The sequence below is a fragment of the Rhizobium sp. Root708 genome (assembly GCF_001429725.1).
Classification (GTDB): domain Bacteria; phylum Pseudomonadota; class Alphaproteobacteria; order Rhizobiales; family Rhizobiaceae; genus Rhizobium.
In genome coordinates, this window is record NZ_LMHV01000044.1 from 294,445 (window position 1) to 316,371 (window position 21,927).

At 56.2% G+C, this 21,927-nt stretch carries 18 protein-coding genes and 1 pseudogene; 12 read left to right on the top strand and 7 right to left on the bottom strand.

Annotated features, from left to right (window positions below; all coding sequences use genetic code 11):
- The first annotated feature begins 89 nt into the window (after window positions 1-89).
- Window positions 90-700, top strand: a pseudogene (locus ASE04_RS29585) (cysteine hydrolase family protein).
- 99 nt (window positions 701-799) lie between these two features.
- The gene (locus tag ASE04_RS29590) at window positions 800-1,201 is read left to right on the top strand and encodes a low affinity iron permease family protein (RefSeq protein WP_056826469.1); all 402 of its coding nucleotides are present in this window, start codon (window positions 800-802) and stop codon (window positions 1,199-1,201) included.
- Between the two features lie 213 nt (window positions 1,202-1,414).
- Here the strand turns inward: ASE04_RS29590 and ASE04_RS29595 are convergent, their stop codons facing one another.
- Entirely contained in the window at window positions 1,415-2,392 is a 978-nt protein-coding gene (locus ASE04_RS29595) for a L,D-transpeptidase family protein (RefSeq protein ID WP_056826367.1), read from the bottom strand.
- 398 nt (window positions 2,393-2,790) lie between these two features.
- Between ASE04_RS29595 and ASE04_RS29600 the strand changes: the two genes are divergently transcribed.
- Window positions 2,791-3,033: a hypothetical protein gene (locus ASE04_RS29600; RefSeq protein WP_056826369.1), complete on the top strand. Its 243-nt coding sequence runs from the start codon at window positions 2,791-2,793 to the stop codon at window positions 3,031-3,033.
- A gap of 161 nt (window positions 3,034-3,194) precedes the next feature.
- Here the strand turns inward: ASE04_RS29600 and ASE04_RS29605 are convergent, their stop codons facing one another.
- Window positions 3,195-3,659 (bottom strand): cupin, encoded by a 465-nt coding sequence (locus ASE04_RS29605; RefSeq protein WP_056826371.1) that lies wholly within the window; start codon window positions 3,657-3,659, stop codon window positions 3,195-3,197.
- A gap of 184 nt (window positions 3,660-3,843) precedes the next feature.
- Here ASE04_RS29605 and ASE04_RS29610 point away from each other — a divergent pair, with 184 nt between their 5' ends.
- Window positions 3,844-4,140 (top strand): PRC-barrel domain-containing protein, encoded by a 297-nt coding sequence (locus ASE04_RS29610; protein WP_056826373.1) that lies wholly within the window; start codon window positions 3,844-3,846, stop codon window positions 4,138-4,140.
- A 153-nt stretch (window positions 4,141-4,293) separates the two neighbouring features.
- Here the strand turns inward: ASE04_RS29610 and ASE04_RS29615 are convergent, their stop codons facing one another.
- The 3 genes from ASE04_RS29615 to ASE04_RS29625 all read right to left on the bottom strand — a co-directional run bounded on the left by ASE04_RS29615 (window position 4,294) and on the right by ASE04_RS29625 (window position 6,218).
- Window positions 4,294-4,527, bottom strand: coding sequence for a DUF6894 family protein (locus tag ASE04_RS29615; protein ID WP_056826376.1), 234 nt, complete (start codon window positions 4,525-4,527; stop codon window positions 4,294-4,296).
- A 486-nt stretch (window positions 4,528-5,013) separates the two neighbouring features.
- Window positions 5,014-5,235 (bottom strand): hypothetical protein, encoded by a 222-nt coding sequence (locus ASE04_RS29620; protein ID WP_056826470.1) that lies wholly within the window; start codon window positions 5,233-5,235, stop codon window positions 5,014-5,016.
- Window positions 5,236-6,008: 773 nt separating this feature from the next.
- A complete protein-coding gene (locus ASE04_RS29625) occupies window positions 6,009-6,218 on the bottom strand; it encodes a cold-shock protein (RefSeq protein ID WP_056826472.1) in 210 nt (69 codons plus the stop codon).
- A 235-nt stretch (window positions 6,219-6,453) separates the two neighbouring features.
- On the opposite strand from ASE04_RS29625, the gene ASE04_RS30925 reads away from it, so the two are divergent.
- From ASE04_RS30925 to ASE04_RS29645, 5 genes are all read left to right on the top strand, one after another.
- Window positions 6,454-6,591: a hypothetical protein gene (locus tag ASE04_RS30925; RefSeq protein ID WP_156408925.1), complete on the top strand. Its 138-nt coding sequence runs from the start codon at window positions 6,454-6,456 to the stop codon at window positions 6,589-6,591.
- A 26-nt stretch (window positions 6,592-6,617) separates the two neighbouring features.
- Entirely contained in the window at window positions 6,618-6,959 is a 342-nt protein-coding gene (locus ASE04_RS31385) for a hypothetical protein (RefSeq protein WP_210172105.1), read from the top strand.
- A gap of 133 nt (window positions 6,960-7,092) precedes the next feature.
- Window positions 7,093-7,683 carry a phospholipid N-methyltransferase PmtA gene (gene pmtA / locus ASE04_RS29635; RefSeq protein ID WP_056826379.1) on the top strand — a complete coding sequence of 197 codons (591 nt, stop codon included), beginning with the start codon at window positions 7,093-7,095 and terminating at the stop codon, window positions 7,681-7,683.
- A 348-nt stretch (window positions 7,684-8,031) separates the two neighbouring features.
- Window positions 8,032-9,297 (top strand): metallophosphoesterase family protein, encoded by a 1,266-nt coding sequence (locus ASE04_RS29640; RefSeq protein WP_056826382.1) that lies wholly within the window; start codon window positions 8,032-8,034, stop codon window positions 9,295-9,297.
- A gap of 3 nt (window positions 9,298-9,300) precedes the next feature.
- A complete protein-coding gene (locus ASE04_RS29645; protein WP_056826384.1) occupies window positions 9,301-12,792 on the top strand; it encodes an AAA family ATPase in 3,492 nt (1,163 codons plus the stop codon).
- Window positions 12,793-14,446: 1,654 nt separating this feature from the next.
- Here the strand turns inward: ASE04_RS29645 and ASE04_RS29655 are convergent.
- Window positions 14,447-15,580 (bottom strand): glycosyltransferase, encoded by a 1,134-nt coding sequence (locus ASE04_RS29655; protein WP_056826474.1) that lies wholly within the window; start codon window positions 15,578-15,580, stop codon window positions 14,447-14,449.
- A 182-nt stretch (window positions 15,581-15,762) separates the two neighbouring features.
- Between ASE04_RS29655 and ASE04_RS29660 the strand changes: the two genes are divergently transcribed.
- Together ASE04_RS29660 and ASE04_RS29665 are read left to right on the top strand one after the other, a co-directional pair.
- Window positions 15,763-17,397 (top strand): GMC oxidoreductase, encoded by a 1,635-nt coding sequence (locus tag ASE04_RS29660; RefSeq protein WP_056826388.1) that lies wholly within the window; start codon window positions 15,763-15,765, stop codon window positions 17,395-17,397.
- On the top strand, window positions 17,390-18,397 hold the full coding sequence (locus ASE04_RS29665; protein ID WP_056826391.1) for an NAD-dependent epimerase/dehydratase family protein: 1,008 nt from the start codon (window positions 17,390-17,392) through the stop codon (window positions 18,395-18,397). The genes ASE04_RS29660 and ASE04_RS29665 overlap by 8 nt, the downstream gene beginning before the upstream one ends.
- Before the next feature lie 8 nt (window positions 18,398-18,405).
- Here ASE04_RS29665 and ASE04_RS29670 read toward each other — a convergent pair whose 3' ends face one another.
- The gene (locus tag ASE04_RS29670) at window positions 18,406-19,845 is read right to left on the bottom strand and encodes a lipopolysaccharide biosynthesis protein (protein ID WP_056826393.1); all 1,440 of its coding nucleotides are present in this window, start codon (window positions 19,843-19,845) and stop codon (window positions 18,406-18,408) included.
- 712 nt (window positions 19,846-20,557) lie between these two features.
- Between ASE04_RS29670 and ASE04_RS29675 the strand changes: the two genes are divergently transcribed.
- A complete protein-coding gene (locus ASE04_RS29675) occupies window positions 20,558-21,886 on the top strand; it encodes an NAD(P)-binding protein (protein WP_056826395.1) in 1,329 nt (442 codons plus the stop codon).
- The last annotated feature ends 41 nt before the right edge of the window (window positions 21,887-21,927 follow it).

Below are 21,927 nucleotides of genomic sequence, written 5' to 3' on the forward strand. Positions count from 1 at the left end.
CGCGCGGCAACAGTCTCATTCGGTCGGGAACTTCGGCTGCGAGCGGTTGTTTGGCTATGCTGGATCTCACGGTACCAGTCTAGGCAGACATGCGCTCATTGGAACTGGAAGCAAGTCTCGGAAACCCAGGGAATTGGATACATCTTTGCGTGGACATGCAAAGGGTGTTTGCCGAACCGACGCCATGGCACGTTCCTTGGATGGCGCGGATCTCGCCAGAGATTGTGGAACTGGCCGGCCGGTTTCCGGCCCGCACCATATTTACCCGCTTCGTGACGCCTTTCTCGCCGGAAGTGATGCCGGGCATGTGGAAGCCCTATTATGAAAAATGGCGCGACATGACGCGGGAACGCATGCCGCATGAGCTTTTCGGAGTGGTCCCCGAGCTGGCGGTTTTCGTTCCCCCGGAAGGATATTCGACAAGATGACCTATTCGCCCTGGGTCGACGGTCGCCTTCATCGGAATCTGCAGAACGAAGCTGTCGACACATTAGTGGTCACCGGTGGGGAGACGGATGTCTGCGTTCTGGCTGCGGTCCTGGGCGCGATAGATCTCGGCTACCGGGTCATTGTCGCCAAGGACGCCGTCTGCAGCGCCGACGATGATACCCACGATGCCTCTCTCGAGCTCTTGGCCAACAGGTTTTCCGTTCAGGCGACACTCAACACGACAGAGGAAATACTGGTCGCACTCACCTAGGCTTGTGGCTCGTTTTGTACACCAGAGTACCAAGCACGGTGGCTTGGGAACGTCTGAATGAAGGAGCGCGTTGGCTTCCGCCGGGAAATGAAGACACACATGAGCGACAACACGAAATCCAACTTTTTCTCCAAGTTTGCGACCACGATCGCCGAGTGGTCAGGACGCCCAGCAACATTTGCATTGGCGGTTGCCCTGGTATTGGTTTGGGCCGTCAGCGGCCCCCTATTCGACTTTTCGGAAACATGGCAGCTCGTGATCAATACGAGCACGACCATCATAACATTCCTGATGGTTTTCGTGCTCCAAAACTCGCAGAACCGCGACGGGAGGGCACTTCAGGCGAAACTCGATGAATTGATCTTGACCTCGCAGGCCCAAAACAAGTTCGTAGGCATCGAGAAGCTTGACGAACGCCAACTGAGGGAAATGAGCAAAAGTCTCGCAGAGAAGGCCGAGTGCGTCGAGGATGTCGCCAACGACAAAGCCGACGCGGGATAACCTCTTCAGCCTTTTAGTCAAAAACGGGGTATGCACATCCCCGCCTTGCATGTCGCCGGCGGGGCGGCCGGTGGATCGCCTCTCGCACACCACCGCAATTTAGTCGGACGTGATTACGGGATGCTTCGGCGCCGCGTTTGGTGCAACCGACTTCAGCCAGGCTGCGGCTTCCGGTGCGGTTTAGTCGAGCAACCTACGCTGCCGATTGGGTTGTCAGTCGTCAAAAACGACAATGACGCCGGGCTTCACCATGGCGGCGAGTTCCTCGGCGTCCCAGTTCGTGAGGCGCACGCATCCATGCGAACCGGCTTTGTCGATGAGGGATGGTTCAGGCGTGCCATGGATGCCGTAGGTTGGTTCGGAAAGATCAATCCAGACAGATCCGACTGGATTGTTCGGCCCGCTCGGCAGCCGGAGCTTTCTGGTGTTCTTACCCTGCTGGAAATTGATTTTCGGATTGTACTCGTAGGTGGGCTCTCGCGCGACGCCGTTCACCTTGTGCTTCCCGGTGGGAGACGGGTTGTCGCTGCTTCCGATCGTGGCTGGATAAACGGCGAGGATCGTCCCGTCTTGCCCTAACGCGACCAACTGGCCCTTTTTCCGATGGGCTTCGATCCGGACAACCTTGCCGGTGACCGGGGATCCGATATCTGCCACGGAAATGGTTTCCCCCACCGCGAACGACGCTCCGGGGTTCAGCGCCTGAAGCAGGTCCAAGTCCATGTGAAACCGTTCGGACAATTTCTCGGCGATACTTGTGTAGCCGAGATGCTCCATTTTAGCCTGCTCCGCATAATCCTTGGGAATTTCCCTCACGAGGTGAGCGCCGTCATCAGGAGCGATGATGTAGTGCTCGATGACCGGCTTGGCATCCTGAAGGCCGGCGATCACGTCGGCATCCGGCTTGCCATCAGGAGCAAGCCGTTGCATTGCTTCAAAACCAGCGACCGCCTTGCGGAGATTGTCACCATCCAACCCGTCGATCACACCCGGCGAGACGCCGGCACGATCCAGGAGGACCTGAAGATGGACGACGGCAGGATCGGGTGTGGTCTGTGTCACCTGATCCAGATCACCGCCAAGCGACCCGATATCGGCACTATTGACGGTTTCGGCCGACAGGTCGCCAGCTTCGGCCGAGGTCGTCCAGAGCAAGGAAATCAACGAGACGATGGCGATGGAGTTTTTCACGGGGAGCCCTTCTCATTCGTATTGAAGTCGATACGCGCGGAGCGAAAAACGACATCCCCAGGCTGCCGAGTCAAAGGTACTCGACTTCCCCTGAGCCGCACAGCCTGTATCCATGATCGCCTCCGAACCCTTGATTGCGGATTGAAAGCTCAAAAGTCGCGATTGGTTCCGTCGTCGAATTCAAGATTCTCTTATCGAGTATGCGCCAATGCCTCTACGCCAATCACCCGCCGGAGTTTGGGTGTGGCAATCCCCGAAGCGCCGCCCCTCATCGCCTTTTAGATTCCAAGAGCATTGGTTGCGCGCCTGGATCCCAACACTGCTGCCACCATTGAAAGATGAACGCCAGATGAACAGAATCTCGCTTCAAGCGTTGACCCTTTCGATAGGAGACAGCAATGTTTGGCATTCATTCCGCGGATACGATCTGCATGAAAGGTCAAATTGCCGAAGTGGCGTCAATGGTCGCGACGGCAATTGCATACGAACAGAAGATGGGAGGAGCGTCGATAACGGTGACGGACGATTGCGGGGTTCTAGTTCTGGAAGGACAAGCGTCGCCCACCGCGCTTGCCTTTGCAAGTGACATTGCCGCCGCCTTTGTTGGGTCGCGCTACTGTAATCTCATAAAGCCGCTTTGACCTTCACCGCGGCTTCATCGGATGGTTGCGGCGCGAGGTTTCGTCCGAACGGGTTTACCAAGACCAGCAAGGCGAGAACGGTCGCGAGGACCACAAGCGCAGCGACGGGCGATTTCCTGATCGACATGACATCCTCGCGACGATATTTTGGTTGGCGACTATTACCACGCGCCTTGAATTGGATCAGTAGCCGGCAAAGGCAATGAGTTAATCAAAGCCAGCATGGCGTGCGACGGCGATAAGGTTTCTATATCGGCATGTTGCCCTTTTGGATAAGCACCAACCACTTCGAAATCCGAAGACGATTGCACGTTCATATGACCTGTTCCAGCCGGTAGCAGCAAACCGTCTCCCTCATTCACTGCTATGGCCCGTCCATCAGGTCCCCCGATGATGAGAGTGGCCGCTCCGCGCGAAACCCCTAGCACTTCATGGGCACCCGAATGATAGTGCTGATAGGTGAAGACGCCATTTGTCCATATGCCGGTCCATCCGTTCTTTTCGAAAAGAGCCTCGAATTGATCCGATCCGCCGCCGGGGAGAGCTCCGATATAGAGAACAACCGGCAGGTTCTGATTGTTTGGCACGAAGCCGCTCGGCGGCAAAATCATTCGTTCGATTTTCATTGGCGATGCTCCTTTTCGCCGGACGTTTTTGTCTGAAGCGCCGTAGCCTACGGCCTAACCGTTGCAGGCTATCTCCAGTTCCATCAATAAGGCTGAATTGTGAAAAGGACGCCGCTGCGCCGACCTCAGGAACAATGCACCTCGCATCGTCTTTTACTCATCGTTGAATGAAAGGAGATCAACGATGGATCATAGCAATCATATAAGGCTCCGCTCGGACGAACTGACGCCGTCGAACCTCGAGGGTGCGACGGTGTACGGTGCGGACGACGACAAGGTCGGAAGCGTCGACCACGTGCATGGGGTCGGCTCCGCCGCAGCTATCGTCATTGATGTCGGTGGCTTCCTGGGAATTGGGGCGAAGCCGGTCTCAGTGCCGGTTGCCGACCTTGACTTCATGCGAGACGAGGATGGCGACATCCATGCTGTTACGGCCTGGACCAAGGATCAGTTGAAAGCAATGCCCGAACACCGCGACTAAGGTGGATGCAAGATCAGGAAGCCCGGAGCGCGGGCTTCCTTTGGATCGATACTACACCGACTATCTACCGGTTTTGGCCCGTTCCTCGCCTTTGATGGGATTGCCTTTCCCGATTAACCACCATAGACGCGAGAAGGGTTTACCGCTTCGACGTCAGTCGAGCCTGATCACGTCACGAAACCTGACCGTCTCGACGATGCGCCCACCCGCGTTGCGAATTTCGAACCTCATGCCATCCACTCTGTCCTCGTGGAGAATGATCTCCGCGACCATTTCCCTTGCCGACTGCTCGGCCTCTGTCTTCGCCGCGGCGACCGATGGAAGGTCCATTCCCTCGTGGTCGACGTCGCGCTCCTGTTCGGACACCAGGTCAAAGTAAAACTGCATGCGTCTTTCCTCGGCACTGCGTTGTGAGTTCGGACCTTAACCGCGACCTATCGCCGTCGCGCTTGGCGTCCGCCTCAGTAAAACCCAGAAACGTCGGCCGCCTTCTACCGGTTCCAGAATGAAACGCCCGGTTGTTGATTTAACCTCTACAGGGTCTGGGATCATCAATGCTTCCAAAAGCTTTGATAGTTCCCACCGTTTTGGCCTGAGGGCTCGGATTGTTGGTTAGCGGCAGCATCCTGTCGCGAAAGGGTCTCCGATTTGAACCCGCACCCCATGTGCACATGGCAAACCTGGCCGACGGCACGATCTCGTATTTCGTCCTCAGGGGACTGCTCCCAATTTTTCTGAGGTCGCAGCGGCGTTGCGGGCTCAGTCGAAGACGTCGTTAAACGCCACCTTTCGGTTTCCATGCACATCCAGATTTGGCAACTTAGGCCGCGCTTTCGCGAACGTCGACCGGGCCAAGGTTGACCGCGGAGCGCGTTATTCAGCCGCCTGGCGAAGTGGGTTACATTCGGGGGGATCTACTCGAGCGATAATGTCGAATTCGTCGATCATATGGTGCTGGTCGGAACCGACGATTGCCAATGTCCAGTAGTCGGGGTCGTCGCCGAAGATCGTGGAAACCTGAACAACAGTTGTCTGCCCCGCGAAATGCTTGCCGGAGATCGCCCAATAAAAAGCGTAAGGAACCAAAACCGTCATGACGCCCACTCCCATAAACGCGCGACGATATCAGAACTTCCACAGATCACCAGCCGTTGCGTCCCATTCAAATCCCGTGGGAGCGGTCTGTACGCTATTAGACGAAGCCTCCTGGCATCTCCGCTGCAATGTTTCTGTGAGCGCCATGGTTTCCACAGCAGATACATGTCGTCATGCAAACAGCAGCATGAGTGGGCTGCGCGCGTCCTAGCGTCCGCGACGCCAACTCCTATATCCGGCATCAACCGGAGATCGTTGAGCGCGCCACCCGGAGCGTCCGACGCTCGATAATCGATCGGTGATCACTTCAATCCGAAGCTTCGCCATCACTGGGTGCTTGCATCGGACGCCCAGTGTTCGTCGCAGCCTCGCAAGACGGTCGGACTTAGTCCTCGTAGAACGAGCTCGTTCTCGGGCCGGCTAGGGTGAGGTGCCAATTTTCTTCCGCTTGAAATTTTGACTGGCCAAGAAGCTATAACCAGTTCGACGCCAGGTTTTGACCGGTCGCTTGCAACACCATATGGTTTTTCTCCCACGATCCAAACAACGGAGAGCGCCAATCTGCTTGTCGGAAACCCGACGCGCAGAAGGGCATTCATAGCGCGACAATACAAGAAAACGTTTATGTGCTGAAAAATGCACCGCAGCGATCATTAAACCAATTCGTGGCGTCTCGTCACCTCGCGGAAAGGACAACCGCGATACCTTCGGGCGCAAGCATGAGGGAGCAAACCTAGAGCCTGCCGCCTGTTCAGGGCGGCAGGTATGCCAGTTCAAAGGGCGCGCAGATCCTCGGCAGCGGTCTTGCCGGTCCGACGATCCTGCGTCGGCTCGAAACTCACCTTCTGGCCATCCTTGAGGCTTGAAAGGCCAGAGCGTTCGACCGCGGAGATGTGGACGAAGACGTCCGGGGTGCCATTATCAGGTGCGATAAAGCCGTAACCTTTTTCGGTGTTGAACCATTTTACAGTGCCAGTAGCCAATTTCACGTCCTCGAGCGTTGATTTGCAGGTCAGCAAGATATGCGCCGGCACTCCACTGGCAAGTACATCGACCACAAATAAATCAACTTCACTTTTGTGTCACAATGGTCGCACCGCGATTTCTACCGCACTCGCTTCACAAAGAGATCTTGGTCTAGTATCCCTTTCGGAACAAACAGGAAACAAACACCTGATCGGAGCTGGAGATTGTGGGATTGAAAACCGGGGATCGCAAATGAACGTGAAGCTTCTACAGGACCAACGGCGGCTGGCAGTCATGAAGCTCGCACAGCTGAATGAGGACAATCCGCTGTGCGAGCGATACCGGGCCTGGATTGCCGAACTCGACGCACGCCTGCGCAACTCAAGCTGACAGTTCCGCGTCGGGGGAGGGAAACCATGTGGTGGGCATCAAGACCCCAGGGCTTGAATTTGCCGCGGCGCCGCCAAAGTTTACGCTCGATGACAAATCGCCACGATGAATTGAATCCGGAACTAAGCCAAGACCAGATCGCGACCGCGCTCAGCCATTTTGCGGAGACGCTGGCAGTCGCCGCACGTGTTCTTGAGGCGGAACGCCCCGGTCTTGCGAAAGCGACACTCGAAGCGTCTAGGGCGATGCTTCACTTGGCGCCCGACATTGCCCGAGCGGACAGTGATGTCGCAATGGAGATCCTGAAATCATCAGCGCGGTTGGTCAGTTCCGTCCGGGCCATCTTGCCGCGCCGTTCGCTTCACTAACCGTCCGGTCGTGCCGCTGTCGATTTTTTACAGCTGAAGATCTTGATCGAACCAAATCAGGCGTTAATGCACTTGTAAATGTCGCTTCTGGACTATTTCTGTCGCGCTTAACAAGTGTCCCGGGAGATGAAGAATGGGCGTGCGAAAGCGGATGGGTTTGAAGTTCAAGGATGAAATCGCGTTCTTGAAAGGGTGGAAGCGTGATCGAACGGCCGTTGGAGCGATCACCCCCACGTCCAATGCCACTGCCAGGAAGATGGCGAGTGTCGTTACGCCCGAGTCTGGTCTTCCAGTTCTCGAGCTTGGTCCCGGTACCGGCGTTATCACCAAAGGCATTCTGGCACGAGGTATCCGGCCACAGGACCTTATCTCGATCGAGTACTCTTCAGACTTCTGTCGGCATCTTCGCCAGGAATTTCCTGGTGTAGACATCAGATGCGGCGACGCTTTTGCCCTTGATCTCGCCCTCGGCGCGCAGAGGGATGCAAAGTTCGATTGCGTGATCTCGGCCATCCCGCTACTCCATCTCCCTTCCGAAAGGCGACGAACTCTGGTCATCGATCTCCTTGAGCGCGTCCCTGTAGGCCGGCCCGTCGTCCAGATCACCTATGGGCTACTGTCTCCCGTCGTCGCGCTTCCCGCAGGATACGAGGCCCGTCATCTGGCCTTCATGATGCGAAACATTCCGCCAGCGCAATTGTGGATCTACAGGAAGACTTGGTAACGCCGGTCGTGCCGGCTCGGGATGGAACCCGTTACTACGCGGTCAATTTCGTGGTTCCGAAGGGGCTCCTTGCGACCAGAACCGCCAGAATGAATGCGGTTGACCAGACATGGACCAAAAGCATCTTCAACGAATGGACTGTAGGACGCGGAACGCAATACCAATCCGTTGAATAGCCTGATGCCAGCAAATGGTGAAAGAAGGTTGAAGACAGAGGATGTCGAGCAGCTGCCGCCCCAAGCGGTGACGACGGGTGTTCGCTGTGGAAAAGAGAACAAATCAAGAATAAAGGGTGGATTTCGCCCGTGATGCAGCCTATCAATGCGGCGTTTTCGTTGAGGCTGTGGCTTGGCTTACCGATTCCTGCATACCGCCGATATTCACCTGGACTCACCCTTGAGGACGCTTGCCCTGCGCAGCAGCGAACTCTCCAAGTTGATCGGGCTTGCGACGCGTCGCGCCTTCGTGAGAATCATCGACCTCTGTCTCGAAGAGGACGTTAACGCGCTGGTTCTCGCCGGCGACCTTTACGATGGCGAACAGACCTCCATGAAGACGGCAAGGTTTCTCGCCGAACAGCTACATCGCCTCGACGCGGCGGGCATCAATACGTTTATCGTCCGCGGCAATCACGACGCCCTTTCAAAGATCACAGCCGAACTGGTGATGCCCGACAGCGTCAAGGTCTTCGGAGCCAATGCGGAGTTTGTCCAGATCGATCGCAATCCCGGCCACTTCCCTGTTGCCGTGCATGGGATCAGCTTTGCAAAACCTCACGCGCCCGAAAGCCTTTTGCCGCGTTACGCCGTTCCCGCAGTCGATGCGGTCAATATCGGCATCATGCACACGAGCCTTGGCGGTGCAGCCAGGCACGATCTTTACGCGCCGTGCAGCATATCAGACCTTCAAGGTAGCGGCTTTCGGTACTGGGCACTTGGCCATATCCACAAGCGGTCGGTCATCGAGAATTCTTCGTCTGTCATCGTCATGCCGGGAATGCCGCAGGGGCGCGACATCAATGAGGATGGAGCCAAGACCGTTTCGCTTGTCACTATTGGCGACGATCGGTCGATCCACGTCGAAGAGCGACAAACGAGTGTCGCGCAATTCGAACGACTGACGGTCGATGTCTCGCATACTTCCGACTGGGCGGCCCTGGTTGCCGGTGCAACTGCGCATTTGGGAGCGCTCCGCGATGCCGTTGCGGCCGATCATCTGGTCGTCCGCGTTGAGGTAACTGGGGCAAGCGAATTGGCCTGGCGAATTCGTCGCGATGCCGACCTTCTACGCACGGATCTCGAGATGCGGGGATCTTCGATCGGCAATGTCTGGATAGACAAGGTGGTGACCTCCTGCGTCCCGCCTGTGAACGGAGCCACCGATAAGGGTGCGCTGGACGAGTTGGCGACGCTCATCGACAACGAGGTCAAGGGATCGGCAGACTTCGAACAGGAAGTTCGCGCGATCGCGGATGAGCTCAGAGGTCAACTTCCGCCAGAACTGCGCGACGTCCTTGGGGCGGACGACGTTTCGTTCAAGCGGTTTCTCGCATCGTCAATCGCTAACGGCTCGGCCGACGTGCTTGCGCGCCTTCGCCGCGGGGAGGGGGAGTAAGACTTGCGCATCAATCGCCTTGACCTTACCCGCTACGGCAAGTTCACGGACGCCTCGATCGATTTTGGATCGGCGCCGAACGGGTCCCCGGATCTTCATCTCATCTACGGCCCGAACGAAGCAGGCAAGTCGACCACGCTCGACGCAATCCTCGACCTGATTTTTGGAATTAGTAACTCCACCAAATACGGATTCCTGCATCCTTACGCGACCATGCGGATAGGCGCGAACATTCACGTTGCGGGCCATGATCGCGAATTCGTTCGGGTAAAGAAACAGCAGAACAGCCTGCTCGATCATCATGATAAATCACTCGCCGATGCCGAGATCCGGGCTGATCTTGGCGGTATTGATCGCGACGCTTTCGCCACGATGTTTTCGCTGGACGAAGAAACGCTCGTCAAGGGCGGGGAAAGTATTCTGGCGAGCAAGGGAAACCTTGGAGAGCTGCTCTTTTCGGCCAGCGCCGGCCTGTCCGATCTTAGTCGTCAGTTGCTCGCGATCCGCAGTGATGCCGACAGCTTCTACAGGTACCGTTCACGCAGCGGCGCCCTCGGGGAACTGAAGGCAAGGCTGGCAGAACTCAAACAGGATAAAGAGGCCCTCGACCTCCAGGCTAGCGACTACCAGCGCCTGGTAGGCGAAAGGAACAGGCTCAATCGTGCCTATGGGGAGGTCGTCACCGAACGAGCCGGCGCGCAGCGTCGCCATGACGAGATTGGCCGGATCCTGCGCACCTTGCCGTCGCTTTCGCGTCTCGGCGCTTTTAAGGAACGACTGGACGACTTGGCTGTCGTTCCGCAGCCGCCTCCATCCTGGCAGAAGGAATTGCCGGATCTCAGACGGCTTGAGATCGAATACCGGGTCAAGCAGCAGGATATTCTGCGCTCGCTGGAAACGCTCAACAAGGAACTGGCGGAGATTGCGCCCGATCCGGCCGCCTTGGGCCTCGCGCCACGTCTGGACGAACTGTCTGAGCGTAAAGCTAGGTATCTCACCGCCGAAAAGGATATTCCAAAGCTGTCGGCCCGTGCCGCGGAGCTCGCGATCGAGAACATCCTCCTGCAACTCGGCAAGCCCGAGGAGCGCTCCCCCTCGCGGTTGGTACTTGATGCGGCAACCGTCGGCACGCTTCGTGAGTTGATCGGCGCCAAATCCGGCATTGATATGCGCAGGTCGGTGGCGTCAGATGAACTGGCCAGGATTGAGCAGGCGCTTGCTCAGCATGGGGAGGCGGCAAGCGATCTGTCTGCCAACCAGGTCAAAGCGTTCGGCCTATTGTCCGCAACCCTGAAGTCGATTCCTCAATCCGACCATGAAATCGCCCTCGGGTCCCTGGTACGCCGACGAGGTGCCTCGGAAGCGGCACTTTCGGAGGCGCTGGCGGCGCTGTTGCCATGGAACGCCACAGCATCGGAACTCGCATCGATGCCTGTTCCGTCGGCCGCGAAACTTCAGGCCTGGAAAATCGAACTGCGCGATGCCGAGGAAGGCACGAGAGCTGCGCAGATTGAACTGGATCGCCTGGAGCCGGAGTTTCGTCGTCTCGACGCGGAGATCGCGGTCGTGCAGAGAGGGATTGGCGACATCGATGAGGCAAGCGCGGCTGCTGCCTTGACCTCACGGAACGAGGCCTGGCTGCAGCATCGGCAGGCCCTGGACGTCCATTCTGCCGATGCGTTCGAGGCTGCAATGAGGGCCAACGATCAAGTGATCGCCCAGCGCCTTTTGCATTTTTCCGAGACCGGAAGGCTGAACCAGTTGTTGCAACGCCGGGCAGCGGTGACCGCCGACATCGACACCGCTCGCACCGTGCGCGAACGTGCGCTCGCGTCCGGCAACAAGGTTCGAACAGATGTCGCCGGCTTTTGCGGCCAGGCTGCGTCCTGCTCTGGGTTGAGCTCGCATCCTCTGGAGTTCGAGGAGTGGCTCCGCAAGAGAGACTTAGCACTCAAGGTGCGCAACGAGGTCAACGACGCCGAACAGGAGATAGCCGATCTCCGCGACCGGCTTGCTAAGTCAAGCAAGCTTTTGGCGAGCGCGATGACCAATGCCGGCCTGCGTTTCGATGCGAGTGCGGACATCGCAACTCTTGTCGCGTGCGCCGAAGAGGGATTGGACAATTTTCACAACGCGATGAACCGTGTCGAGACAGTGGAGCGATTAAGAAACCAAAGAAATGAGCGCGAACAAACACTCGTCAACGCCACGCGGCTTGCCGACGAGTGGAACAGGCGATGGCAGGCTGCGTGCGAGAACTGCTGGCTCGCTGAATTTGAAACGCTGCCGAGCGTCGGAGCCGTTAGCGAGATCCTGACCACTCTCGAAAAGCTGGCCTCCGCGGTCGAAAGCAGGGAAAGCTTGATCGATCGCGTGCAGAAGATGGAAAAGGACGTCGCGCATTTCGAAGCCCTGGTCGCAGAGTTCGGCGAGAGGCTCGCCCTTCCAAGCGTTGCATCGACGATCGAGCTTGCTCAATCCATCTTCGATGCAGTCAAGGTGGCGGGGAGGCACCAGGAGCGCCTCGAGAAACGAAACGGCGATATGGAAGCTCTCCGTAGTGTCCAGCGCGAACTGAACATGGCGGAGGAGATACTCGAGAAACGCATCGGGATCATGGTCGACTTCTTCGGCGCAAGCGGTCTCGATGAGGTGGAAGCGTGCATCGCGGTGTCGGCTCGCCGCAGCGAGTTGTCATCCTTGATCGATGAGTTGGAGCAGGAACTCATCGAGATCAACAGTGCCCGGGACATTCAAGAAGTCGAAGCAAGCGCCGCCGAGACAGACAAGGAAACGCTTGAGACCGAGTTGGCTCGGCTATCACCGGTACTCGAAGCCTGTGAAAGACGTTGGAACGATCTGTTCCACGAGCTCTCGAAGGCACGGGAGGCGCTGGACGGCATCGGGGGAGATTCCAAGGTCGCCGAGATCGAGGAGGAGCGACGCACGACCCTTCTTGAGATCGAGGAGGGAGCGCGACGTTACATCGAGCTGCGGACCGGGATTGCCGCGGCAGAGCATGCCCTTAGGCTTTATCGCGATCGGCATCGCAGCGGAATGATGGCGCGAGCATCCGACGCTTTCAGACTGATCAGCCGGGGCAACTATCAGGGCGTGGCCGCACAGCCCGGCAAGGACGGGGAGGTCCTGATTGCTCGTTCCGCAAGTGACGGATCAAAGCTTTCCGACGAACTTTCGAAGGGCGCTCGTTTCCAGCTTTATCTGGCACTGCGCGTTGCCGGCTACCATGAGTTCGTCGCGAACCGCCCGCCCGTTCCCTTCGTGGCTGATGACATCATGGAAAGCTTCGACGACTTTCGTGCGGAGGAAGCCTTCAGGCTTTTTGCCGAGATGGCGAAGCACGGGCAGGTGGTCTACCTCACACACCATCGACACCTCGTGGATATTGCTCGAAAAGCCTGCGAGAGCGTTCGCGTTCACGATCTGGAAGAGATCGCCTCCAGGAGAGGATTAGACGTTATCGCAGCCGAGTAGCGGCGCCAGGAGATTGATTGTCAGTACGGCCCGCAGTCGACAATCTGCGTTATAAGACACTTGACATGTCAACGGCGAGCGCTCGGGGCCAGCCGCTGGCAGAGCGATACACACTCCTTCACCACAAGCGTTCCCAGAGGCGCTGCGTGCTTATCGTGGCGCCTTGCGATCGTATTTTCCGCTGACGCAGTTGGCTACAGCCGCCTAATGGGGTGGTTCCGCTTACTGTGGTGGGCGCGAGAAATCCTGCAAACGCAGCGACAACTCCCGCTTGGACAAGCGCGTCTTTATCAATTCCAACGGTCGCAAATCTCCGTCGCCTCGCGTCAACTCACCGCAAATGATCCGTATCGCCTTCTGAATAAGAAGAAGCACGGCACGATCGAAAGGCAGGATAAGAGCGTGGTCTCTTCCGCCATCGAAACGACTGTGACACGATAGTACTCCCTCAGAGAGCTTGCAGTTGTCTGATTTCTGCGCCGCTACCTGGTCCTTAATGGTTCCCGCCCCCTCTTAGGCTCCGTTTCAGTCGGCTTTCTGCGTGAGGGTCAACATAATGAAATAGGGCAGTAGCTCTCACTGCATGCTCGTCGACTGGTTCGTTGGTGTGTATGCTACAATAGCCCCAGAATATATAAAGGTTTCCAGGCGATAGATGGACACGCCTCATCCATTTTGGATCGCGAAGCCGAAGAGTCCGCAGCAGCCATTGCGTGAGTTTATTGTCGACAAGCGCTTTGTCGACCAAGTTCATCGCATAGGTAGATCGCACACCTCTCGTGTTCGGGATGATCAAGAAATCTCCACGCGGACCCTCGGTGGGGATCTCGATAGGAATGAGGAAGGTGATCAAGTACGAGTCGTAGTGAAACATGAGCGAATGTTCCATTGCACTTCGACCCGTGAGACAACGCAGAATTTGGTAAAACTCCACCTCAGGGGCGGAGTGGTGGAAGCCGATCGAGTACAGTCGAGCGCAGAAATTCTTAAACTGTTCCGAGTGCGCTAGCTCATCCAGGCCCGAGCCCGACATCTCGTCTCGCGCGAGAGAGACTGTCTTATGCTCTCGTTGGTCCAGTTTGGCGTTGACAAATTGTCGAGCTTTCGCAAGGCCAAGTTCCGACAGAAACGATTTCATGCAGAAGATGCCGGTGGCATCAATCTGTTGCGCAATCGACCGCACCTGGTGATCTGTCAACGACCCCAACGTCGATGATGTGCCCGATAAATCGTCCATAACACGGCCTCAGGTGGGTTATTTCCCATTCGGTTTAACCTGACCTCATGTCTGCGAGGAGGGGCGGGTGGGAAACCCGGTCTTCCCACGCTGCATCGCTGCCCCTAAGACCATGAGTGCTCTTAACGCTATACGCACACTTAATTACCGGCACGCCGAAAACGGCCTAGTCTTATCAACGTCCAAAGCACCGTTACACTCCTGATGCCGACTTGATAACAGCGTCGGCAATAGCGTCGAGTTTCCGTAAATAGGGCGAGCAGTAACCCGAACTGCCAAGAACGACTTCGGGCCGAACAGTAGTTCGGAAATTCACCCCCTGTCAAACAAGCAAACGCCGCGCCTGATAAAAAGATATTAACAGGAGGGGGCCACACCCCAAAAGGAAACACTGCATCGCCCATTATTTGAAAACATCTATTTCGAGGCGAGCAGCAAGGCTTCTGCGTGAATTTTTACAATTTTTTCCTCACTGAACCGATCTACGTAGTCCTTCCTGAAGTGGTCATGTTGTTTTTCCGCATCGAGATTGTCGCAATAGTAAATCATTGCGTCGACAAGCGAAGAGCCTCCTGTTTTTGAGACGAGCCTGCCTAAACGATCCTCGATCAAAATCTCACTCGGGCCGAACTCACAATCTGTGGAAATGACCGGCAATCCGAACCGAAGCGCTTCGCAAATAGCAAGCGACCACCCCTCCCATCGTGAGGTGGACACGTAGACGTCACTTGCGGCTAATGCAGGTTGAGGATCGATCGGATGCCGCTCTACTTGCACAACGGCCTCAATGCTCAAACGCTGGATCTGCTTGCGCAGGTCGCGGTCGCCAATACCGTGTCCCACCATCTTTAATCGCGCCTGAGGGCGCTGTTTCACCAACTCGGCGAATGCCTCTAGCAGAATGTCTTGCCCCTTTTGGAAGGAGAACCTCCCTACATTCACAAACGTCACATGTTCGGGGTCGCGGTTCCCGTTATCGGCGCCCTCAAAGCGTCGCACGGGATTTGGAAGCCATTTCTGCGGTATTTTGCTCGGAAACATTTCCTGGAACGAGGCTAGTTGCTTGGACGAAGTCCCAAATACGTATGACGCACGATGCAGAAAGTAACGCCTCATGAGGAGGAATAGAATCCGCGCTTTCAAATGGCTCTTTTCCCGACGAGGGTTACCATGAAGGTGGATCGCAAATTTGCGCGGTAGACCGAGGCAGGAGGCCATCGCGATGACCGCAGGTTCGATCTGAGGCACCACAACGAGATCGTAATCCTTGCTTTTAATTACTTTGCGAAACATCAACATCAATTGAAGTCGTCCGCGTGGCCGAACTTCGATGACATTGTATTTGGGGCAAGGTGGTCGATAATCGTGTCCGGTCGTGTACAGCACATCAATCTCAAACTCGCCGCTGAATCGCTCAGCTAGACCGGCACAAACAGTGTCCACGACGCGCTCGATCCCCGCAAAGACGGCTGTTCCAGGCTGGATGTAAAGGACCCGACGCCGTCCCGGCGAAAGCCGCGTGGTTCCCGCGTTCACCTGGTAGGTGTCCATACGAGCCGTCCCCTTGATCTGGTCGATCAGCGTAGTATAGTACAATAAAAGCACATCGCGAATGCTGAGAAAATGTCTCAAGAGAAGCCGTTCTAATATTCGCAAAGGGTTTCTCGAATAATTTCAAGTTAGATTGCCTAGCCCTTACGTCAAAAGTTTAAACAACCAGGGCGCGCTGCACGATGGAGTCTATAGATCTACAGTCGATCAATCACGAGGATGCCGTACCTTTTCCCAATTTTGACATCTGCATCGTGGGATCCGGACCTGCAGGAAGCACCATTGCCAAGGAGCTTTCGGGAACCAGACAACGCGTGGTCATTCTCGAGAGCGGGGGCTTCGAACGCACCGAGATTGCTGACGCACTGAACGAGATCGAAAACATAGGACGTGTCCGGGCGGTCGATCAGTGGTCCGTCCGCAATCGTATTGTCGGAGGGAGTTCCCATACGTGGGGGGGGCGGTGCGGCACTTTCGACGATATTGATTTCGAACGCCGTTCATGGGTTTCCCATTCAGGCTGGCCGATCAAGGCGGATGAGTTGGCTCCTTACTTCGATAGGAGCGTTGATCATCTTGGGCTAGCCGTCGGCAGCGGTTTTAGCGGCGAGAGTTTCTGGAAGTTTGCGGGAAAAAATGCCCCGACCAGCGAGGTCGACCCATCCTTGCTACTTCCCTTCTTCTGGCAGTTCAGTCGGGATCGAGAGGAGTCGTACCCCTTCGAATATATGCGCTTCGGTCGGCACTTGACTCGAAATCTCGGCGAGAATGTCACGCTATTGACCAGTGCGACCGCGACGAGGGTGCTTGTCAACGAAAACCGGTGGGCGCACGCTGTCGAAATCGCGACGTCGGATGGGCGTCGGCACGTCCTGAGTGCGCGGACGATTATCCTTTGTGCGGGCGGGATCGAGAACGCTCGCCTCTTATTGAATTCAACATCCGACGGCAGCAAGGGGCTCGGCAACGATCACGACCAGGTCGGGCGGTATCTAATGGATCATATCCGTGGCCCTGTAGGCTCCTTCGATGTGCCGGGTTCGCAGTCACTCCAGCGGCGTTTTGGTCGCTACAACGTCAAGGGGCACTTGTTCCGCGCCGGATTGCGATTGAGTCCAGAGCTCCAAAGACGTGAGCGCCTTCTTAATTCGGCTGTTTGGCTCGGAGAGGTGCTCGCGCCCGACGATCCATGGGACGCCTTGCGACGTTTTGCAGGCCGGCATCCCAATCTTCCAAGAGATGCCGTTACCTTGGTAAGAAACACCAATCTTCTCCTTCGCGGCGTGAGCGACTATTTCGGCGCTCGAAATGGCTTTCCCCGCAAGCTGCAGGCGCTGACGCTTGAGTGCATGTGCGAGCAGATGCCCGATCCGAACAGCCGAATTACTTTGTCAGCGCGTTGCGACCATTTGGGAGTTCCCTTGCCAAAGGTGGACTGGCGCAGCCATTCCGATGAAGACCGAACCATGTGGCGTATGGCCGAATTCGTGACTGAAGAATTTGCCAGAATAGGCATTCGGACGCCGAAACTGGCCGAATGGGTTCGCGATCGGGCGCCAATCCCTGCGAATTTCGTCGATGTCGCTCATCCCACCGGTACCACCAGGATGTCGGCCTCTCCAACTCGAGGCGTTGTTGATGAGAATTGCGAAGTGAATGGGACCACCGGCGTATTTATCGCGGGAAGTTCCGTGTTCCCCACTGCTGGACATTGCAATCCGACGCAAATGATCGTCGCGATGGCGATCCGTCTTGCCGATCACATCAAGGCCCTTGCGCATGCGCAAGCCAAACCGACGGCAGTTGCTCATGCCTGATGCATTGGTTCTCGTCACCGGCGCAACCGGCCGGATTGGTAAGGTTGTCGTCGCCGATCTTTTGGACCGTGGATATCGCGTCCGGGCTACTACTAGACAAGCAGCCGCTGAAGACTGCCGGGAAGGAATTGAGTGGCGAGTGGTCAATTTCGCGAGCCTGTGCGACTATCCCCTCTTGGTTGAAGGATGCGATGCGATAATTCACCTAGCAGCGGAACTAGGAGACAAATATAGGATGTTGCAGGTCAATGTCGGAGCAACCCGGCTTTTGGCAAAGGCCGCGGAGAAAGCTGGGATAGGCGCTTTTTGCTATGCCAGTTCCGTATCGGTCTACGGTAGTGGTCGCACCGTTGAAATCGACGAGGGTTCTGCAGTCTTGACTCACGATCGCGACGATCGGTCGGAATACTGGGCACTGCCCTATGTACGCGAGTACGGACGGACGAAGCTTTGTGGCGAAATGGGGCTTCGCGATGCTGCTTGGCAAACCCGCTACATCATACTGCGCCCCACGGTCGTTGTCAGCGTCGCCGAAATTATAGGTATACGCGACTGGAGCCCTGTCAAGCGTCTCCTGGCCGCGCACCGGCATGCACATCACATCTACGTTGGGGATGTCTCCGACGCGTTGATCTGGTTCATGCAGCGGGCTCTGGATGGGGCCTATAAACCGGGTGAGGTCGCCGTCTACAATCTCGCCGAAGACGATTGTGCGACGCGTCGCCACATCGACTTTATGCGCCGGGCGTATCCGGTGAGCAGAGACTCACGATATCGACCATTGGAGGTGCACTGGTTTGCCGACTGGATGCACGACTTTCTCCGCTTTCATACACTTCCGCTTCGAAATCCGCTGTGGCGGATGCGGTTCGCCAATGATCGATTAAAAGCATCGGGTTATCGCTTCCGGTACGGAATGGAAAAAGCCGTTGACCAAGCGATCGCGCAACTGCGCAAAGAGTCGCAAGAAAACCGAGGTGGCTCGAGACACCCGCTGTGAGGAAGTGTTCACCGCCTGTCAACTAGCTCCAGACGACCTGCGCCAGCTTTCAATCGAATTCCAAGTAAGGCAAGCGCTACACCATAGGCGGCGGCTCCAGAACTGGCTACTGATATAAGCTCAACTGTATTACTGAGGCTTAAATCCGCCAATTCGTGGCGAAGAATCCAGACCCAAGACCACATGACCATCCCAGCCAAAGCGATCTTCCAGAGATTTCGCAATTGGTCTCCGACTGGGAGGCCTAGCAGTGCCTCCGCAGTTTTGAGATAGAAACCGAACATGATGAACGATAGGACGAGTCTCGCATAACTTACGCCCAAGATCGAATTAGCATAGAAACCAATCGGCAATAGCACGAGCCGAAAGCAGAAGTCGATCGCGTTCAAGCGAAAGACCACGATCGGTCGGTCAATCGCGACGCTGACCGAGTATAGCGTCTGGAAGTACGGGGTCGGCACGACGGCAACGGCCAGGATGCTGAGAATAGGAGCAGCCTCCTGCCACTTCGACCCTAAAAGAATGCTTGTTGCAAGATCGGCCGTCACGCTGATACCAACGCACACCGGGATCGAGATGATCATCGCAAACCTCGCGGCCTTAAGAAAAGCCCCTCTGACCCGAATAGGATCCGAATTGATCTGCGAAAATGCTGCCATGACCGGCTGAAGTGCCGGACCGATTATACTTTGGGTCGGGATAACGGAGATATCGTTCGCAACGGCGTAGCGGCCAAGACCCGCGCGATCGGAGAAGACGCCGATCATGAAGCGGTCAAATTGCCAGTTCAACGCAGAGATCAACTGAGCCGAACTGAACCAGCCCATGAAGCCGGCGAAGTCGGAAAACCGGACAAGAGAAATCGCTGGCCGATAGGGAGCCAATACATAAGAAACGATGCTTGAGCCGACCGACACTATTACATAATTGGCCACTATGGCCCAATAGGAGCCGCCCTTTAAAACGATGACCGTCGCAACAACACTGGCGACAAGCTTACCGACCACCTCGAGAATAAAAGTTTGCTTGAAGTTCATCTCTCGCGCGTAAACAACCATGGCAGGGCTGGCAAAAGCCCGCGAAATAGGACCGAGCGCGAGCACGCAAACGAGAGGAGGCAATAGCGGTTCGTGGTTGAGTAGTGAAAAGGGGAGCGCGGCGCATAAGATGAGCACAGCCATTACGCCGCAACGAACGACATTGAGCGTGAAGCCCGTGTCCAGATGACGTTTGTCGATCGCGGGAAGACGCACCAATGCCTGCGTTACAGGGACCTCCAGCACCGTGTCGACGATTACGACAAGAGAGGTTGCGAGTGCCGCGATACCGAAGTCCGAGGGAGACAACATCCGGGCCAGAATAAGCAGTGTAAAGAAGTCGATGGCCCGCCCAATGAAACGGGAAAAGACGAGCCATCCGGCGCCTTGGAAAGCTTTGAGCGCAAGCACGATTTACTCCCGATTTCGTCGCCTAAGCAACTACGACTGACGTCAGGGACTCGACAATTCTTTCTTAATATCTCCCCCATTGCTGCGACCGGTGGAGAAAGCGAACGAAGCGGGGAACGACGCCCGCCGATCAAAAATAACGCAACGGAATATGGGCGACTTCGAGCGTTGAAAATACGACAGAATTCACCTGGGTGAGCTCACGAGGTACCGCACACTTCCGCCGATCCTGCGACTTTATCGGCCGGGCTAGGGCCGGATCTCCGACAAACATTTCTTCGTCTCTCAGGCGCTGGGACCCGGTTAAGTTGGAACTCCAAATTCAGCATCCGCCGGTGCTGCGATCAAAGTGCATCGCATCACAAGAGTTTCGAAAATGTCGGTCGAAATGAGGTCGATGCCCCATCAAGTGGTTTGAGAAGAACATCCAGTTCTCGCCGGCGCACTGCCCTATCCTCCGCGCCCGTCAGGTCTGTTTTGCCGTTCACGCAGCTCCGTTGCGAACGCAAGAAAGGCGTTCCGCAAACAAAGATTAAAGCTATCTAGCAGGAGTTTGTTGACGTCATCAAGTCAAAAGCTCAATCGTTTGGGAGGAGTTAAAATGGCGTTGCTGCAGACGGGCTAAAGTAAGTATTAGGTCAGGCATAGACTTGGAGGCGTGCTAACAATATCATGGTGGTACGCTGGGTTCCCGGTCTCTCGTTGGTGTTAGATGGATGAAGCGTCTACTGAGGTCACAAATTCGCCCTCCGACGACTATTATGATGTCGTGGTCCTCGGGGCAGGTATTTCAGGGCTTGTTGCTGCTTCCATCCTTTCGTCACAAGGCAATCGAGTACTCGTCGCGGACGACTACAAGCAAGTGGGCGGAAACCACATGGATTGGACGTCGACCGAGGGTTATACATTCGACGTCGGGAGCTTGATATTCCAGGACGACTCCCCCCTCCTCCGTCATTTCCCCGAGCTTTTGGCATATTATGTCCCGATCTCACCGTCGTGGGGAAGGCTGAGTCCTCAGGGGAAAGTGACGACCTGTCCGATTTCCATCCGCGACGACGTTTTAGGCGCTGGCTTCATTGGCATGACCAAGATATTGATATCGTTGGCGTTTGCACGACTATTTAGGCGGGAACTGAAAAATGCACGCGACTTCGCGAGGTTCTGGATCGGCGCGGAATTGCTCCGCCAGTCCGGGCTCGAGGCTTACATGGGACGCTTCTACGGGCTGCCGGCGGAGGAAATCGACCTCGAACTTGCCCGCAAGAGGATGCTCTGGATCAGTGAACATGCTTCCGTGACTAATCTTATCCGCCGAGCCCTGCGAGGAAAGCAAACTGGACGGCCTTCCAATCGACAAATGGCGCGACCAAAATCGGGGTTCTCTATTCTTTATAATGCTGCAGCGCAGAAGCTGAAAGGCGCGGGCGTGGCATTCCTTACAGCGGCGGGAACAAGACAGATTCGAAAGACGGCCGCAGGATTCGAACTTGAATTCTCCAGCACGCGCGCAACGGCGGCACGCGTCGTTTCCACTATCCCGATTTCCGTTATCGAAGGACTAAGCGGAATGACTACGCAGACGGACCTTCGAACAATTACGCTCATCACTCTATATTTCAGTTTCGACGGAGAACGCGGTTTCTCACCTTCCATCATCTACAACTTCTCTCTTACCGGTTCTTGGAAGCGTCTTACCGTCTATTCTGATTTCTATGGCAGCGTGGCGGGCAGGGAGTATTTTGCAGTGGAGGTTGTCGGAGGAGGGGCGTATTCCTCGGCCGAGGCTGAATTGGAGTTTCGCGGTCACGTGTCTGAGAGCGGAATTTTCAAGGGTGATCTCAAATTAGAGGGTAGTCAAATCCTAGAGAATGCCTATCCGATCTACAGCCGGGGCGCGACAGAACGTGCTGCGGAAGCGGTGCGGCGCCTCGAAGCGTATGGTATCGAGACGATCGGGCGCCAAGGCAAATTTTCCTATCAACCGACTGCGAGGGTCTCCACGATCGAAGTCGAGGCCGCTTTGGGCAGGCGCGGTTGACAGTCGGGCGAGCTAATCAAAGCTCATATCGTGAATGCAAT